Below are 14,439 nucleotides of genomic sequence, written 5' to 3' on the forward strand. Positions count from 1 at the left end.
CGGCCCACTACATTATTGAGCAGAAACTACCGAACAATTACTATTTTCCTTTTGAAGTATTTGTGACGCCTGTTGCACGGCTTTAATGATATTGGCATAACCAGTACAGCGGCATAGATTTCCTGAGATTGCTTCACGAATCTCATTTTCAGTTGGATTTTGGTTATCTTTAAGGAAATGAGTCAACGTCATAAGAAATCCTGGTGTGCAAAACCCACATTGCAGTGCATGATTATCCGAAAAGGATTGTTGAAGAACATTGAGGGTTCCATCAACGTGGTTTAAAGACTCGACTGTTTGGATTTCACATCCATCAGCTTGAACTGCAAACATTAAACAGCCTCTTACTGGTTCATTATCTAGTAAAATCGTACAGGCACCGCATACACCATGTTCACACCCCAGATGAGTTCCAGTAAGATTACATTCATCTCGAATAAAATCTGTAAGCAATAGTCTTGATTCCACTTGTTTTTGAACTTTCTTACCGTTAATTGAAATACCAACTTGTACTTTATTAGACATTCTTTTCTCCTCCTCTTGCACGTTCCACAGCAATCTTTAGCGCCCGAACTGTAAGTGTGCCAGCCAGTTCTCGCCGATATTCAGCTGTACCATGAAGATCTGATTCTGGATCAACACTTTCCTGTGTTAGATCAGAAACTTGTCTTAAAACTTCATCCGTTAGTTTCTTTCCAATTAAGTATTCTTCTACTTGTTCCAAAGCTATTGGAGTTGGATTAACACCGCCAACAGCAATTTTCACATTTAAAAGGTGTCCCTCATTGTCTATATCCAATACTGCAGCAACCTCTGCTAAACCAAAATCCCCGTGTCTTCTTGCTACTTCCACAAAAGCAGAACCACTCTCTTGTGGAATAATCGGGAATCGTACTTCTTTAACCATTTGCTCTGGCTGCAACGATGTCAGCATATATGTTAGGAAAAATTCTTCTGGAACAAGAACCTCTTCACTGCCATCCACGTTGGCAATCACGATCTCACCTCGCAGTGCAGTAAGAACACATGGTAACTCTGCGGAAGGATCTCCATGGGCAATACTGCCGCCGACTGTTCCTCTATTTCTAATTTGTGTGTGCCCTACCCACCTAATGGCTTCTGAAAGTAAAGGGCATGCATCTTTTACTAAATCCGAATTCTCAATGTCTTTATGTTTGGTTAAGGCACCAACTGCTAAAAAATCTCCATCTAGTTTTATATAATTCAAATCACTTATTCTACTAATATCAATCAAGTAAGCAGGTGCTGAGAGTCTCATATTCATGGTTGGAATTAAGCTTTGTCCCCCAGATAAGATTTTTGCATCTTCTCCGTATTCCTCTAAAAACGTAAGCGCCTCTTGTAGATTCGTTGGTCGAAGGTAACTAAATACTGCTGGTTTCATTTTCTCCCCTCCTATTAAGCTCTAGTAAGGAGCTGTTTTTTAACATCTTTAAAGAAGTTTCCAGCAAGGAATTTTGCGATACCGCCAATGACTCGGTTACCAACACTGGCAATCGTACCACCAATTTCAGCTTCACAAGTCCAGACTACCTGGCACCCATCTTCTAAAGGTTCAATTTTACATTCGAGAGTTGCGTCTACAAAACCGGGTTTTCCGCTACCCGCAGCATAAAGCTTGTAATGAATGGGTTCTTCTAGATCCTCAATTTTCACCTTCCCTGTATATTCACCTTTTACCGAAGCTACACCTAACCTAAGATTCACATCATATTCCACATCATCATTTAGAATTAATGACTGGCAGCCCGGGATTGCACTTACTAAAATTTCTTCCGTGTGCAGTGCTTGCCAAATTGTATCAACCGATTCGTTAAACTTTGCCGTACCACTAATATTCATAAAGAATCACCTCAGATTTATATTTGTTTTTAGAATGTATACCTGTATACAATGAATGATAAAACGAAAAATAGTGAAAAACTCATCGCAAGCTTTTTACCTGGCACACATGTATACAATGTCGCCGCTGTTTCAATAATAACAATTTTCAGAATTCGGAGTCAATAGTTTTTAGGATGTTTTGTTCCACATGCAAAACCTCTTTTTGTCTATTAATCATAATATATCCATTATTTTTGTCAATAACATTTTGTAATTTTCTGATAAGTGTTTAGAAAAACGGTTTCCTGCTATATTGTTTTCCTATTTGATAATCTACTTCTGTATCAATATCCATACCCCAGATGGAATCTTTAAAAGATAGAATTCTTGTTTCATTCTTATATTTCTTAATGATTTCTTTACCACCTTGATCACCCTCTAGCTTTTGAAATTCGTCATATAAACTATTATCAATTAAAATAGGGTGCCCAAAGTTCCCTTGATATTGAGGTCTCACTAATCGTGTATCTTTACCAAATTGTTGTATCATTATTTGAATGACCTTATCCGGGACGAATGGCTGGTCAGCCAAAAATATAAAGGCTGCGTCACTGCGCCCTTTCATATTTTTAATCCCTTTTTTTAATGATGTTGACATGCCTTTTTCATAATTTGGGTTGTCGATATAATCTACATTTTGTAAATCAGCTGCTGCCATTTGGAATGCCTGCATATGCTGGCCCCCTATTAAACAGATAGGACTTAGTTGATTCCTTATGGCTTGTTCTAGTGGGTAACGAAAAAGTGGTTTACCTTTCAACGACATCAAAAGCTTCGGCTGTCCCATACGCTTTGACATTCCAGCTGCAAGGATAATTGCCCCGACCCTATACATGAATTTTCACTTTACCTTTTAATGATTTCCCTTCACGATTGGACCGCACTGCCATCAATTCTGAAACAATGCTTATTGCCACCTCTTCCATTGTTTCCGCTCCTATATCCAGACCAACGGGTGAATAGATATTTTCGCCAATTGTTAAATCCGCCCCAATATTTAAGAGCATTTCTTGTGTTCGTGATACCGGTCCTAATACTCCAATGTATTTTGGATTACTTTTTAATGCTAGATGAAGTGCTTCTTCATCACGACTTTGTAAATGATTCATAATGACCCACCAAGCACCACTTACATTTTCTGAAATAATATTTTCTGGAAGCTCAACTAAATGTTTCGCAGTTGGAAAATACCGTTCTCTATTGAATTCGCTGCGGGGATCTAATACGGTTACCGAAAAGCCAGCTTTAGCAGCAAGTTCTACAACTGGAATGGCGTCCTTTCCAGAACCGGCTACAATTAATTTTTGGCTTGGACGAATCGCATCTATCACAAATCTACGATCTTCCCACATCAAGACTTCAGCACGTTTTTGTGATTTGAGACTTTTTAGTGCACGATCGTAGACGATTGAAGGAAGGTCCTCGCTATCACCTATGATTTCTCCATATTTTGTTACCAATGCTTTGACACCTGTTGGTACTTCTAAAATAAGTGAAAACTCCTCTTCCTCATTTAAGAGCTTTTCTGTCGTCTCCCAATAGGGGTCATCCTTTTTAGCCGGCAGGATGAGAATTTCTAATGATCCTTTACAGCCAATTCCCAAACTCCAGATCTCGTTTTCACTTAGGTCATAGTGTTTTAGTAACGGTGTTTCATCTTGAATCGCCTTTTCCGCATAACCATAAATATCGCCTTCCAAGCAGCCTCCGCTGATTGTTCCCATCATTTCAGCATCCTCTGCCATCATCATCTTTGTTCCTGGCAACCTGTATGCTGATCCATTAACCCCGATCAGTATAACAATAGCTGCTTTTTTATCCTTTTCCCAAACCGATTTAATAGAGCTCATGATAGTACGAAATTCTTTTAATTGTGACATTGAAAATTTCTCCCCTCTTTCATTGGTTCTCTTTATTCATTACGGTGAAATACGTTTCAAATAGTAAACAATGTTGTATTATAGTTATATTATATTAGTTTGAGAATATTATCAATAATCTGTTAATTTTAATCCTTAACTTTACTTTTTAAAATCTTTGGGTGAAATTGAGTGGTAGCGGGCATAATCATAGTAATGCGCATTCTACCTGAGGTGAAAATAATGAATCGAAAGCTTGTCCTTTTGCTTAGTCTTCTCTATGTAGCTTTTATGGCATATTTATTTTTTCATTATCGTTCTACAGAGGAATCCTTTAAATCAACCGTTGCCATTGGGGGGATGGTTTGTGGGGCAGTTCCCTTTCTCCTCGCCCTATTTACAAAGCTCCAGTTTAATCTGCCTATTGTCATTTCCTATTTACTTTTCTTGGTCGGATCCCAGTATTTCGGTTCAATACTCGGCTGGTATGGACTTGGATGGTGGGATACGTTTATGCATTTTCTAAGCGGAGCTATTCTTGCGTTTTCTGGAATCGCTTTATATGAAAGATTGGTTCATCGAGATGCAGAAGTGGAAATTTCTCCTTGGATTATTTTCCTTTTCACCTTATCTTTTGCTGCATTTGGCGGCGTCTTATGGGAAATTTATGAATTTAGCTCTGATCAATTTTTCGATATGACGTTACAAGGCGGAGGTAATGACGATACCATGATTGATTTAATCTCAGATACCGGCGGAGGGCTGATTATTGCGCTTTGGTCTGGGGTTAGAACGAAGATAAAGTTAAAGAACAAACAAGAATATCCTCAATTAACATGAAAAAATGCTTATCGCAGAGATATTTCAATTAACGCAGATATAATTCGCTTATCGAAGATATAATTAAAAAAGCAGTCTAAAAATGTAAATTTTAGACTGCTTCTATATTAAACGAGTACTGCTGCAAAAAATTCATCGTACAGAGCTTGAACTGCTCTTTTTTCATCCACTTCTTTTACCCCAAACATCATACTTACCTCAGAGGAGCCTTGGTTAATCATTTCAATATTAACTTCTGCCTTTGCTAATGCTTTAGATGCACGCGCCATGGTTCCGACATTCCGGCGCATTCCCTCACCCACGACCATAATCAGCGAAAGGCTGTGCTGAATTTTCACTTCATCCGAATGTAACTCAGACTCAATTCTCCAGGCAATTTCATTTTCCATATCGGGATCAAGCTGTGCTTCTCTTAAAATAACTGACACATCATCAATCCCAGAAGGAGTGTGTTCGTAGGAAAGTCCGTATTCTTCTAAAATACTTAAAAGCCTCCGCCCAAAACCAATTTCTCTATTCATTAAGTATTTGCTGACGTAAATGCTGCAGAACCCATTATCACTAGCAATACCTACAACAGGTCCATTCGTATTATCGCGCGAATAGACAATTCTCGTTCCAGGTGCACTTGGATTGTTCGTATTCTTAATTTGAACGGGAATCCCAGCACGGAAAGCAGGTACGAGTGCTTCGTCATGCAAAACGGTAAATCCTGCATAGGATAGTTCCCGCATTTCTCGGTAGGTTAACTCTTTAATTTCCTTCGGATGATGGACAAGGCTTGGATTAACAGAAAAAACCGCATCCACATCCGTAAAATTCTCATATAAAGTTGCTTTAATACCGTTGGCTAAAATGGAGCCAGTTATATCGGAGCCGCTTCGTGAAAAGGTAAACACTTCGCCACTTTTACTATAGCCAAAAAATCCTGGGAAAATAATGATTCCTGGAACCTCACGAAGGGAAAATAAATTCTCATACGACTCATGTAAAACCTGTGCATTACCTGGCTCGTCACTTACAAACAGCCCCGCTTTTCCTGGATTTACATAAGTAGCTTCAACACCTTGTTCCCTAAAGTACGCAGCAACTAATTTTGCATGATTATCCTCACCACTAGCTTTTACTAGATCCATAAACCGCTCAGGCTTACTTCTATCTCCATTTAGTCTCTCTGATAAATCGTGATGAATTTCACTAATTACATCATTCGGGAGAGCTAACTCTGCTGCAATGGAGGAATATCTTGACATAACCGCGTTAAACTTATCCTTTGGATTATTATCTTGTAGACATTGTTCAGCGCACTCTATCAACAAGTCCGTTACCTTCTCATCCTCAGCAAACCTTTTTCCTGGAGCAGACACAACCACTACCTTCCGCTCAGGATCAGACATCACAATCTGAAAAACCTTTTCGATTTGTTTTCCTGACGCTAACGAGGAGCCTCCAAACTTTACAACCTTCATAACAACATCACCTATCCCAAAAAGTATAATCTTAATTTTACTGCTATTCAGAAAATAATCAAGTGTTTTTTCTTCCCAAAAAGGACATTTGTGTTTCTGGAGAGGACAAAATAATGAAACAGTGAAACTATCAAGGATAATTTCACTGTTTCATTATTTCGATAAAGTGTGAAAGGATTTTAGCAGTAAGTCCCCAAATAGCCTTCTCCTCATAAAGGTAAAAGTACTCATCCAATGACCTTGTCCGCCAATTATAATTTTCACCGCCAACAATTAAATCAAATGGAAAGTTCTCCTCAGGTTCTACCTTAAAATGAATATTATATATATCCGGGGCATTTTCAATAAAATAGGTTAACGGTACCGTGAAAATTTCTCCAACTTCTGCAGGATTTGGCTGAATTTTTTCGGGGCTCCCAATCATTGCTACATAGGGATAAATCATCATTCCAAAAGGGGAAATCATGAAATCAAGTGGATATACCTCCGATAGGTTCTCTCTGCTGATTCCTAATTCCTCGATTGTTTCCCGGATAGCTGCACTTTTTTCATCTATATCCTCCGGGTCAATCCTCCCTCCTGGGAAACAAATTTCTCCAGGCTGTCTTCTCAGCTGTAAGGATCGAACCTCAAACAGAACATGAATACCATCCTCTTTTTGAATAAGCGGCACCATTACCGCATATTTAGAAAACTTCTCGCTGCCTAAGATGGTAGGCGTATGGCTTTTTAGTTTCGATAGAACAGATTCATAGTTCATGACTTTCACCTCCGTTTGTAATAAGTCTATATTTAATACTATCACTAACTATTAATTAAATGCTTATCTTATTTTTATCCTCAAGAAAAAACAACCCAATATTCTATCATTGGATTGTTCTAAATAAATTATCCCTTATTTTTCCACCCAAGAAAACATATAAGAAGGATCTTCCATCTCACTTGCCTTCTTAACCACTTTTAGTGGATGAAAGGTATCAATCATTACCGCGAGTTCGAGTGTTTCTTTCTTCCCAATACTCGCCTCGGTCTTTCCAGGATGGGGACCATGCGGAATCCCACTCGGATGGAGCGTAATTGACTCAAGCTGTACCCCTTTACGGCTCATGAAATTACCTTTTACATAATAAAGTAATTCGTCACTATTCACATTACTATGGTAATAAGGTGCAGGTATAGCTTCAGGATGGTAGTCAAACAATCTTGGCACAAAGGAACATACTACAAAGTTATTCCCCTCGAAGGTTTGATGAACCGGCGGCGGCTGGTGAATTCTCCCCGTGATAGGTTCAAAATCCTCGACATTAAAAGCCCATGGGTAAAGGTATCCATCCCAGCCAACAACATCAAGCGGATGGTGTCCCAATGTATGTGAATTCAGCGATCCCCGTGATTTCGTTACTACCTCAAACTCTCCCTTTTGATCATAGGACTCTAATTTTTCCGGTCCACGAAAATCACGTTCGCAAAACGGACTGTGCTCGAGCATTTGTCCATATTCATTTCGATATCGTCTTGGCGTTGTAATCTGGCTAAAGGATTCTATAAACAACAGTTTTGTTTCTTCCTGCTCATCTGGAATCATCCGATAAATGGTTCCAATAGGTATTAATAGATAATCGCCCGGTCGATAGGATATCGATCCAAACATAGTTTCAAGCTTGCCTGAGCCATAGTGAACAAACAGCATTTCATCTCCATCACCATTACGGTAATAACTCTTCATTGACTCATTAATAGAAGCAGTACCAATTAATAAATCTTGATTTCCTAAAATATATTCCCGCGCTGAAAGAGCATCCCCTTTTTTGACAGTCTTATTTGTCAAAAATAGGCGGTGCTTTAACGATTTTTGTTCCTCGTATTCTGGTAAATAGCTGCCAATCAGTTCTGCTTTCAGAACTTCCGTTGGCATGTAATGATGGTAAAGAATCGATTGTGTACCTGAGAAACCTCGTGTACCCATTACTTGCTCACGGTAAAGACTTCCATCGTCCTTTTTAAACATGGTATGGCGTTTTTGAGGAATCCTTCCCATTTGCCGATAATACATAAATTCACCTCGTTTCAATCATTTACAATTGAATTCTTTAACACACCGAGTTTATCAATCTCGAATTCAACCACGTCACCGTGCTGCAGCCAGCGATGTACCTCTGTACCGAGTTCAAGGATACATCCTGTCCCAACTGTACCAGAACCTATCATTTCCCCGGGATAGAGAGTAACCCCTGCTGAGGCCCTCTCAAGCATTTCTCCGAACGAATAATAGATATCCTTCATGTTCCCTTCAGAAAGAAGGACGCCATTAACCTTTGCTTTCATGGTAATATCAAAGCCTTTACCTGATCGCAGATTCTCGAGCTCATCCTTGGTGATAACCCATGGTCCAATGGAGGTTGCAAAATCTTTTCCCTTTGCAGGGCCTAAGCCTACCTTCATTTCCTGTCTTTGAAGGTCTCGCGCGCTCCAGTCATTTAGGATACAATAACCAAAAATATAGTCCTCTGCTTCATCAGCCTTGATATTTCTCCCCTCTTTCCCAATGATGCAAGCAACCTCTAGCTCATAATCTAGCCAATCGCATTCGGCAGGCTTAGAGATGTTGTCTTCTGGTCCCTTAATCGCCAGGTGGTTAGAAAAATAAAAAACAGGTATTTGGTACCACTCCGGAATCATATCGAGACCTCTGTTCTCCCTAGCAGATTTAACATGCTGTTCAAAAGCATAAAAGTCACGGAAGCTTCTTGGTACTGGCAATGGCGCAATCAGCCTAACCTCATGTAAGGGATAAACCCCTTTATCTCCGTTAGTAAGGTGTAAGAGCTGTTCAGCAGATATCATATTTTGTTCACTTTGCTCTAGAAAATCTATTAGTTTTTCAGGCAGACTCCCGTTCGTTGCTTCATTCATATCTACAACTTGGTCAGATTCTAACATCACTCCTGCCCGTACTGTCCCATCACCTTTTTCAAAAGTTACAAATTTCATATAGTCACCCATTTTCTATTTCCTAATAATATCAAACGTTTTCCCTAATGGATTGGTATAACTATTACCTGCCATTCTGCCAATTGGCTGAAGTTTCACTGTATCAACTCGCCCTTTATGAAATAACTCATCCTTTACATGAATATTCAAAACTTTACCAATAACTAGACTTCCAGCACCAGCCTGGTCACCAAAATCCAACACCTGATAGAGCTCACACTCTAAATGTACGAGAGATTCTTTTATGCGCGGCACCTTCACCACACGACTAGGCTCTTTTGTTAAACCTGTTACCTCTAGTTCATCTACTTCAGGGGCAAATTCAACTGCGCAATCATTCATCTGCTTCGCCATACTCTCGCTGACGATATTAATTACAAATTGCTTTGTTTTTTCAATATTTAAAAGTGTATCTTTTTTTGCTCCATCACTTCCCCTTCTCATTGGTGAAAAACAGATGAGCATCGGATCAGCGCAAATTGCGGTAAAGAAACTAAAGGGAGCAGCATTGGCAATTCCGTTTTCATCTATAGTGGACACAAAGGCAATCGGACGAGGCAGTATCGAACCAATTAGCAGCTTATAGGCGTCTCTCCATTCAAGCGTATCTGGTGACACTTCCATTATCTTACACCTCTTTCCTATTAAACTCTTTAAAAGGGAGAAGCACCCTCTCCCTTTTTCCTCTTTAAAATATTTCTATATTTTATAAATTTCCTCGACGTTCCTGTTCTCTTTCAATGGATTCAAATAAAGCCTTGAAGTTCCCTTCACCAAAACCTCGAGCACCCTTACGCTGGATAATCTCCACGAATAACGTAGGTCTATCGACAATCGGCTTAGTGAAAATCTGCAGCAGATAGCCCTCATCATCACGGTCAACTAAAATATTTAATTCACGGAGCTTCTCTATTTCTTCATCAATTTTGCCAATTCGCTGTCCTAAATCCTCGTAATAGGTACTAGGTGTATTTAAGAACTCAACCCCATTCTTTTTCAAAGTAGCTACCGTCGAGACAATGTCCTCTGTTAGGATCGCAAGATGTTGTACACCAGGGCCATTATAGAATTCTAAATACTCCTGAATTTGAGATTTGCGTTTCCCCTCTGCTGGTTCATTAATCGGAAACTTAATTCTACCGCCATTATGCATGACCTTCGACATTAACGCTGAATACTCGGTGGTAATATCTTTATCTGTGAAATGCTTCATCTCTACAAATCCCATTACCTTTGCATAATATTCAACCCATTCTTCCATCCGTTCAACGTTACCAACGACATGGTCAATACCAATCAAGCCAGCATCCTCAATTGGCAAATAGACGGAATAGGGATCAAAACCTGGCATAAAAACTCCTTGATAATTCTTTCGTTCTACTAACGTATGGATGGTGTCTCCATATGTACCTAGAACGGCCTTTTTAAAAGTCCCCTTTTCATCCTTCAACTCAAATGGAGGTATAAGGGCAATCCCTCCACGCTCTACAGCAGCGTTATAAGCTTTTTCAACATCATCTACTAAAAGTGCAACGTCCTTTACACCGTCACCATGTTTTTTTACAAACTGAGCAACTCGTGTATCTTCTTTATAGGAACCAGTGAGAACAAGACGAATATTTCGTTGCTGGAGAACATAGGAAACGGTTTCACGATTCCCCGTTTCAAGGCCGGAATATGCAACAGGTTTAAACCCAAATGCTGTGCAAAAAAAGTGACAGGCTTGCTTCGCATTATTTGTGTAAATTTCGATATAGTCAACATCCCTAACTGGAAAAAAATCGTTAGCAAGTTCTTCAGCTTTTAAACGTTTTTCTTTCATTTATATTCCTCCTATTATCATTTAATTAATAATATTCAGAATACATATTAAGTGATACTTACGTGTCCTATCAAGAGCGGCCGGTGAAGCAATAACGCTTTTGAGTAATAAAGACTGGTACAAAAAAAAAAGAAACAACCCCATTTATAAGGTTGTTGTTTCTCTATAGAGTTAGGACAAAACCGCACGATCGCTTGCCATTTGAACCCCGCGAATTCTTTTAAACTCCTCTAATAATCCTTCAATCGTTAAGTTTTTCTTATTTTCTGCATCTACTTCCAAGATGATTTGACCTTTATCCATCATAATTAAGCGATTACCAAGATCAATGGCTTGCTGCATATTGTGCGTGACCATTAAGGTCGTAAGCTGATATTTCCCAACAATTTCTCGAGTCAGATTGGTTATTAATTCGGCTCTAGATGGGTCAAGCGCAGCTGTATGTTCATCTAACAATAAGATGGCGGGTTCTGTGAATGTTGCCATTAACAGTGATAATGCCTGCCGTTCTCCTCCAGACAACAATCCTACCTTTGCACTTAATCGGTTTTCTAAGCCAAGGTGCAAGGATTCAAGCACCTCCCGAAAGTAATCACGTCTTTTTTTAGTGACTCCCTTTCTGAAGGTTCTCGTTTTATTTCGTGAGTAGGCCATCGCCAGATTTTCTTCAATGGTCATACTAGGAGCAGTGCCTGCCATGGGGTCTTGGAAAACCCGTCCTATCATTTGCGAACGTTTATATTCTGACATGGCGGTTACATTTTTACCATCAATATGGATATCACCAACATCTGGAACTAATACTCCTGAAATGATATTCATTAAGGTCGATTTCCCTGCTCCATTACTGCCTATTACGGTTACGAAATCGCCTGGTTTCAGAGTTAGATTCACTTGGTCAATTGCAATTTTTTCATCAGGGGTACCTTCATTAAAAATCTTGTGAATCTGATTCAAATGCAGCATAGTTATCACCCTTTCCGTCAGCCGATCCTTTTAACATGTTCAGCATTTCTTGTCTTCTCCGGGCTTTACGCTTCTTCTCTTTAGACTGTTCAATTAGTTTTGGTGCTGTTAAGGCAATGATAACAATTAATGCTGTAATTACCTTCATATCACCCGGATCGAGGAATTCCACCCTTAATGCAAGTGTAACAACAATACGGTAGATGATGGCTCCTCCGATAACCGCAAGAGTAGCCCTTGCAATTGACTTAGTACCAAACAAGGCTTCACCGATAATGACAGAGGCTAAACCAATGACAATCATCCCTATTCCCATTCCAACATCCGCAAAACCACCTTGCTGTGCGATTAGGGCTCCCGAAAGAGCTACTAGGGCATTGGATAATCCAAGACCCAAGATGGTAAGGAGATTGGTATTGGCAGAGAAACTGCGAATCATCTGTTTATTGTTTCCAGTTGCTCTTACAGCAAGACCAATTTCCGTCTGTAAAAATAAATCTGTAAACCATTTGATTACAAAGGTAACGATAATCATAAAAATTAAAATTCCCCAAGTATCAGGAAGGCTGTCTCCTAGACCAACAGCCGTTAGTAAGCCGTTCAAAAAAGAATCCACTCCCATATTTTCAAAAACTCCACCGATTTTCGTAAAAGAAGTTTCCGTATTCAATAGGGGGATATTTGATTTTCCCATTATTCTAAGATTAATAGAATATAGGGCAATCATCATTAAAATACCTGAGAGTAAATTATTAATCTTTCCAAAGGTATGCAGCAGTCCCGTCATACACCCTGCTACAAAGCCTGCAAATAATGCCAGTATGGTGGCTAAAAACGGGTTAACTCCACCAGCAATTAACACTGCTGATAGGGCTGCACCTGTAACAAAACTCCCATCTACCGTTAAATCCGGAAAATCCAGAATACGAAAGGAAAGATAGACGCCCAGTGCCATAATCGCGTAGATGATACCTGCTTCAAATGATCCAAATATGGCTGTAAACATTGAGATCATCCTTTCTTTAAGTCTTTGTTCTAATCGAAAAAATTCCTAATGCAGTGATGAAGGAGTCAACCATGTTAGCGGCTGACTCCCAGCATTACAAAAGTATATTATTCACCCTCGTAAAACTCACCTAGGTCTTTCCATTCCTCTTTCACTTCAAGCCCCTGTGTTTCTGCAGCTTTCTTATTAATAACAAGCGTTAAGCTGCTTGGTAATTCTACTGGAATTTCAGAAGGCTTCTTATTCCCGCTTAAAATTTCAGCAGCCATTAATCCTGATTGATATCCAATATCGAAATATTCAAAACCACTCGCAGCAACTGCACCTTTTTTCATTGAATCTAACTCACCGACGAACAAAGGAATTTTTTTGCTGTTTGCAACCGAAATAACAGACTCAAGAGCCGAGACAACCGTATTATCTGTTGGGATATAGATAGCGTCTACACGGCCAACTAAGGATTCAGCCGCCTGCTTTACTTCAGCAGAGGTAGAGACGGACACTTCAACAAGCTTAGCACCTTTACCTTCAGCTAATTTTTTCACTTCTTCCACTTGAACGATTGAATTTTGTTCACCAGAATTATAGATAACCCCAATGTCTTTTGCTTTTACTTCTTCTGTAATAAAGTTTATCGTTTTTGCCGTTCCATCAGGATGGTTATCCGTTGTACCTGTGATATTTTCACCAGGCTGATCAAATGCCTTCACTAATTCAGCACCCACAGGGTCTGTTACTGAAGTAAAAATAATTGGGATTTCCTTCGTTGCATTCAACGCACCTGTAGCACTTGGCGTTGCATTTGCAAAAATAAGATCAACTTTATCTCCAACAAAATTATTAGAGATCGTTTGAACATTTGCCGCTTCACCTTGTGCATTTTGCTCGTCATACTCAACGTTAATGCCTTTATCCGCTAACGCCTTTTTAAATCCTTCAGTTGCTGCGTCCAATGATGGATGTGTAGCATATTGGGATATCCCAACCTTAAACACCTTTTCTCCTTCTTTTTCCGTTTCTCCTGCTGATTCCTTGCTGCCGCAACCGGCAAGCATCATCATCCCGGCTAAAGCGAAGGATATTACTTTTACACGCTTTTTCATTATTCATCCCCCTAAACTCATTTTCTAATTTTCTAAAAATTTATTATATTATAAAAGTTATTCTAGTATTTTTTTATACTAAAAGTCAATAGAATTACCTAAAATTATTTTTCTGCTTTAAAGCGACAAATTTCTTACGCCTATTTAATAAATTTTTTTCATCAGAAAATAAAAGAAGCTCCCGATTATTCCGGGAGCTCCTTTAAGTCACCTATCTATTTAACTTGACCAATCTTGTGTTTTAGCTAAAAGTTTATCAATTTCAATTTTTTTTAATTTATTTGTGATTTTCTCAGATGTTAGATTTGCCGTAGACTCTAGTAATTTATCAATATCAATCATAGTTGTTTTCATATCTAACCTCCATAATTTATTTACCAAAGCATTCGTATCATCATGTACATTTTTGGGGGTTAAAAAAAAGTAAGCATTAAATAACTAGTCTCGAGGAGGGATTTTTAGTAAGGGTATGATTTAA

The 14,439-nt window shown here is 39.1% G+C and carries 16 protein-coding genes; 1 reads left to right on the top strand and 15 read right to left on the bottom strand.

The genetic code is table 11. From position 1 onward, the window contains the following. Positions 1 to 12: 12 nt before the first annotated feature. The 5 genes from QNH48_RS20130 to QNH48_RS20150 all read right to left on the bottom strand — a co-directional run bounded on the left by QNH48_RS20130 (position 13) and on the right by QNH48_RS20150 (position 3,785). A complete protein-coding gene (locus tag QNH48_RS20130) occupies positions 13 to 525 on the bottom strand; it encodes a (2Fe-2S)-binding protein (protein WP_283951738.1) in 513 nt (170 codons plus the stop codon). Then, positions 518 to 1,405: an FAD binding domain-containing protein gene (locus tag QNH48_RS20135; protein WP_283951739.1), complete on the bottom strand. Its 888-nt coding sequence runs from the start codon at positions 1,403 to 1,405 to the stop codon at positions 518 to 520. Before QNH48_RS20135 ends, QNH48_RS20130 begins: the two co-directional genes overlap by 8 nt. Positions 1,406 to 1,419: 14 nt before the next feature. Continuing rightward, a complete protein-coding gene (locus QNH48_RS20140) occupies positions 1,420 to 1,863 on the bottom strand; it encodes an SRPBCC family protein (protein WP_283951740.1) in 444 nt (147 codons plus the stop codon). A 271-nt stretch (positions 1,864 to 2,134) separates the two neighbouring features. Then, positions 2,135 to 2,740 (bottom strand): nucleotidyltransferase family protein, encoded by a 606-nt coding sequence (locus QNH48_RS20145; protein ID WP_283951741.1) that lies wholly within the window; start codon positions 2,738 to 2,740, stop codon positions 2,135 to 2,137. After that, entirely contained in the window at positions 2,733 to 3,785 is a 1,053-nt protein-coding gene (locus QNH48_RS20150; protein ID WP_283951742.1) for an XdhC family protein, read from the bottom strand. Before QNH48_RS20150 ends, QNH48_RS20145 begins: the two co-directional genes overlap by 8 nt. Before the next feature lie 222 nt (positions 3,786 to 4,007). Here QNH48_RS20150 and QNH48_RS20155 point away from each other — a divergent pair, with 222 nt between their 5' ends. Then, entirely contained in the window at positions 4,008 to 4,604 is a 597-nt protein-coding gene (locus QNH48_RS20155; protein WP_133367023.1) for a DUF2238 domain-containing protein, read from the top strand. Between the two features lie 107 nt (positions 4,605 to 4,711). Here the strand turns inward: QNH48_RS20155 and QNH48_RS20160 are convergent, their stop codons facing one another. The 10 genes from QNH48_RS20160 to QNH48_RS20205 all read right to left on the bottom strand — a co-directional run bounded on the left by QNH48_RS20160 (position 4,712) and on the right by QNH48_RS20205 (position 14,315). Beyond that, positions 4,712 to 6,073, bottom strand: coding sequence for an aspartate kinase (locus QNH48_RS20160; protein ID WP_283951743.1), 1,362 nt, complete (start codon positions 6,071 to 6,073; stop codon positions 4,712 to 4,714). A 142-nt stretch (positions 6,074 to 6,215) separates the two neighbouring features. Next, positions 6,216 to 6,833: an NUDIX hydrolase gene (locus QNH48_RS20165; protein WP_283951744.1), complete on the bottom strand. Its 618-nt coding sequence runs from the start codon at positions 6,831 to 6,833 to the stop codon at positions 6,216 to 6,218. A 135-nt stretch (positions 6,834 to 6,968) separates the two neighbouring features. Further along, positions 6,969 to 8,126, bottom strand: coding sequence for a homogentisate 1,2-dioxygenase (locus QNH48_RS20170; RefSeq protein ID WP_283951745.1), 1,158 nt, complete (start codon positions 8,124 to 8,126; stop codon positions 6,969 to 6,971). Positions 8,127 to 8,140: 14 nt separating this feature from the next. Then, positions 8,141 to 9,064 carry a fumarylacetoacetate hydrolase family protein gene (locus tag QNH48_RS20175; RefSeq protein WP_283955831.1) on the bottom strand — a complete coding sequence of 308 codons (924 nt, stop codon included), beginning with the start codon at positions 9,062 to 9,064 and terminating at the stop codon, positions 8,141 to 8,143. 15 nt (positions 9,065 to 9,079) lie between these two features. Then, entirely contained in the window at positions 9,080 to 9,688 is a 609-nt protein-coding gene (locus tag QNH48_RS20180; RefSeq protein ID WP_283951746.1) for a flavin reductase family protein, read from the bottom strand. 82 nt (positions 9,689 to 9,770) lie between these two features. Beyond that, positions 9,771 to 10,886 carry a 4-hydroxyphenylpyruvate dioxygenase gene (hppD, locus tag QNH48_RS20185; protein ID WP_283951747.1) on the bottom strand — a complete coding sequence of 372 codons (1,116 nt, stop codon included), beginning with the start codon at positions 10,884 to 10,886 and terminating at the stop codon, positions 9,771 to 9,773. A 171-nt stretch (positions 10,887 to 11,057) separates the two neighbouring features. Then, positions 11,058 to 11,852, bottom strand: a complete 795-nt coding sequence (locus QNH48_RS20190; RefSeq protein ID WP_283951748.1) for an ABC transporter ATP-binding protein — start codon at positions 11,850 to 11,852, stop codon at positions 11,058 to 11,060. Continuing rightward, positions 11,818 to 12,858, bottom strand: a complete 1,041-nt coding sequence (locus tag QNH48_RS20195; RefSeq protein ID WP_283951749.1) for an ABC transporter permease — start codon at positions 12,856 to 12,858, stop codon at positions 11,818 to 11,820. Before QNH48_RS20195 ends, QNH48_RS20190 begins: the two co-directional genes overlap by 35 nt. Positions 12,859 to 12,965: 107 nt before the next feature. Beyond that, a complete protein-coding gene (locus QNH48_RS20200; RefSeq protein ID WP_283951750.1) occupies positions 12,966 to 13,961 on the bottom strand; it encodes an ABC transporter substrate-binding protein in 996 nt (331 codons plus the stop codon). Positions 13,962 to 14,180: 219 nt separating this feature from the next. Then, a complete protein-coding gene (locus tag QNH48_RS20205; RefSeq protein WP_283951751.1) occupies positions 14,181 to 14,315 on the bottom strand; it encodes a hypothetical protein in 135 nt (44 codons plus the stop codon). Positions 14,316 to 14,439: the final 124 nt, after the last annotated feature.

Source organism: Neobacillus sp. YX16, from assembly GCF_030123505.1.
In the GTDB taxonomy this organism is placed as follows: domain Bacteria; phylum Bacillota; class Bacilli; order Bacillales; family Cytobacillaceae; genus Neobacillus.

What these genes read in the sequence shown, in the direction of transcription:
- QNH48_RS20130 (WP_283951738.1), bottom strand. Translation starts at nt 525, where the DNA reads ATGTCTAATAAAGTACAAGTTGGTATTTCAATTAACGGTAAGAAAGTT.
- QNH48_RS20135 (WP_283951739.1), bottom strand. Translation starts at nt 1,405, where the DNA reads ATGAAACCAGCAGTATTTAGTTACCTTCGACCAACGAATCTACAAGAG.
- QNH48_RS20140 (WP_283951740.1), bottom strand. Translation starts at nt 1,863, where the DNA reads ATGAATATTAGTGGTACGGCAAAGTTTAACGAATCGGTTGATACAATT.
- QNH48_RS20145 (WP_283951741.1), bottom strand. Translation starts at nt 2,740, where the DNA reads ATGTATAGGGTCGGGGCAATTATCCTTGCAGCTGGAATGTCAAAGCGT.
- QNH48_RS20150 (WP_283951742.1), bottom strand. Translation starts at nt 3,785, where the DNA reads ATGTCACAATTAAAAGAATTTCGTACTATCATGAGCTCTATTAAATCG.
- QNH48_RS20155 (WP_133367023.1), top strand. Translation starts at nt 4,008, where the DNA reads ATGAATCGAAAGCTTGTCCTTTTGCTTAGTCTTCTCTATGTAGCTTTT.
- QNH48_RS20160 (WP_283951743.1), bottom strand. Translation starts at nt 6,073, where the DNA reads ATGAAGGTTGTAAAGTTTGGAGGCTCCTCGTTAGCGTCAGGAAAACAA.
- QNH48_RS20165 (WP_283951744.1), bottom strand. Translation starts at nt 6,833, where the DNA reads ATGAACTATGAATCTGTTCTATCGAAACTAAAAAGCCATACGCCTACC.
- QNH48_RS20170 (WP_283951745.1), bottom strand. Translation starts at nt 8,126, where the DNA reads ATGTATTATCGGCAAATGGGAAGGATTCCTCAAAAACGCCATACCATG.
- QNH48_RS20175 (WP_283955831.1), bottom strand. Translation starts at nt 9,064, where the DNA reads ATGAAATTTGTAACTTTTGAAAAAGGTGATGGGACAGTACGGGCAGGA.
- QNH48_RS20180 (WP_283951746.1), bottom strand. Translation starts at nt 9,688, where the DNA reads ATGGAAGTGTCACCAGATACGCTTGAATGGAGAGACGCCTATAAGCTG.
- hppD (WP_283951747.1), bottom strand. Translation starts at nt 10,886, where the DNA reads ATGAAAGAAAAACGTTTAAAAGCTGAAGAACTTGCTAACGATTTTTTT.
- QNH48_RS20190 (WP_283951748.1), bottom strand. Translation starts at nt 11,852, where the DNA reads ATGCTGCATTTGAATCAGATTCACAAGATTTTTAATGAAGGTACCCCT.
- QNH48_RS20195 (WP_283951749.1), bottom strand. Translation starts at nt 12,858, where the DNA reads ATGTTTACAGCCATATTTGGATCATTTGAAGCAGGTATCATCTACGCG.
- QNH48_RS20200 (WP_283951750.1), bottom strand. Translation starts at nt 13,961, where the DNA reads ATGAAAAAGCGTGTAAAAGTAATATCCTTCGCTTTAGCCGGGATGATG.
- QNH48_RS20205 (WP_283951751.1), bottom strand. Translation starts at nt 14,315, where the DNA reads ATGAAAACAACTATGATTGATATTGATAAATTACTAGAGTCTACGGCA.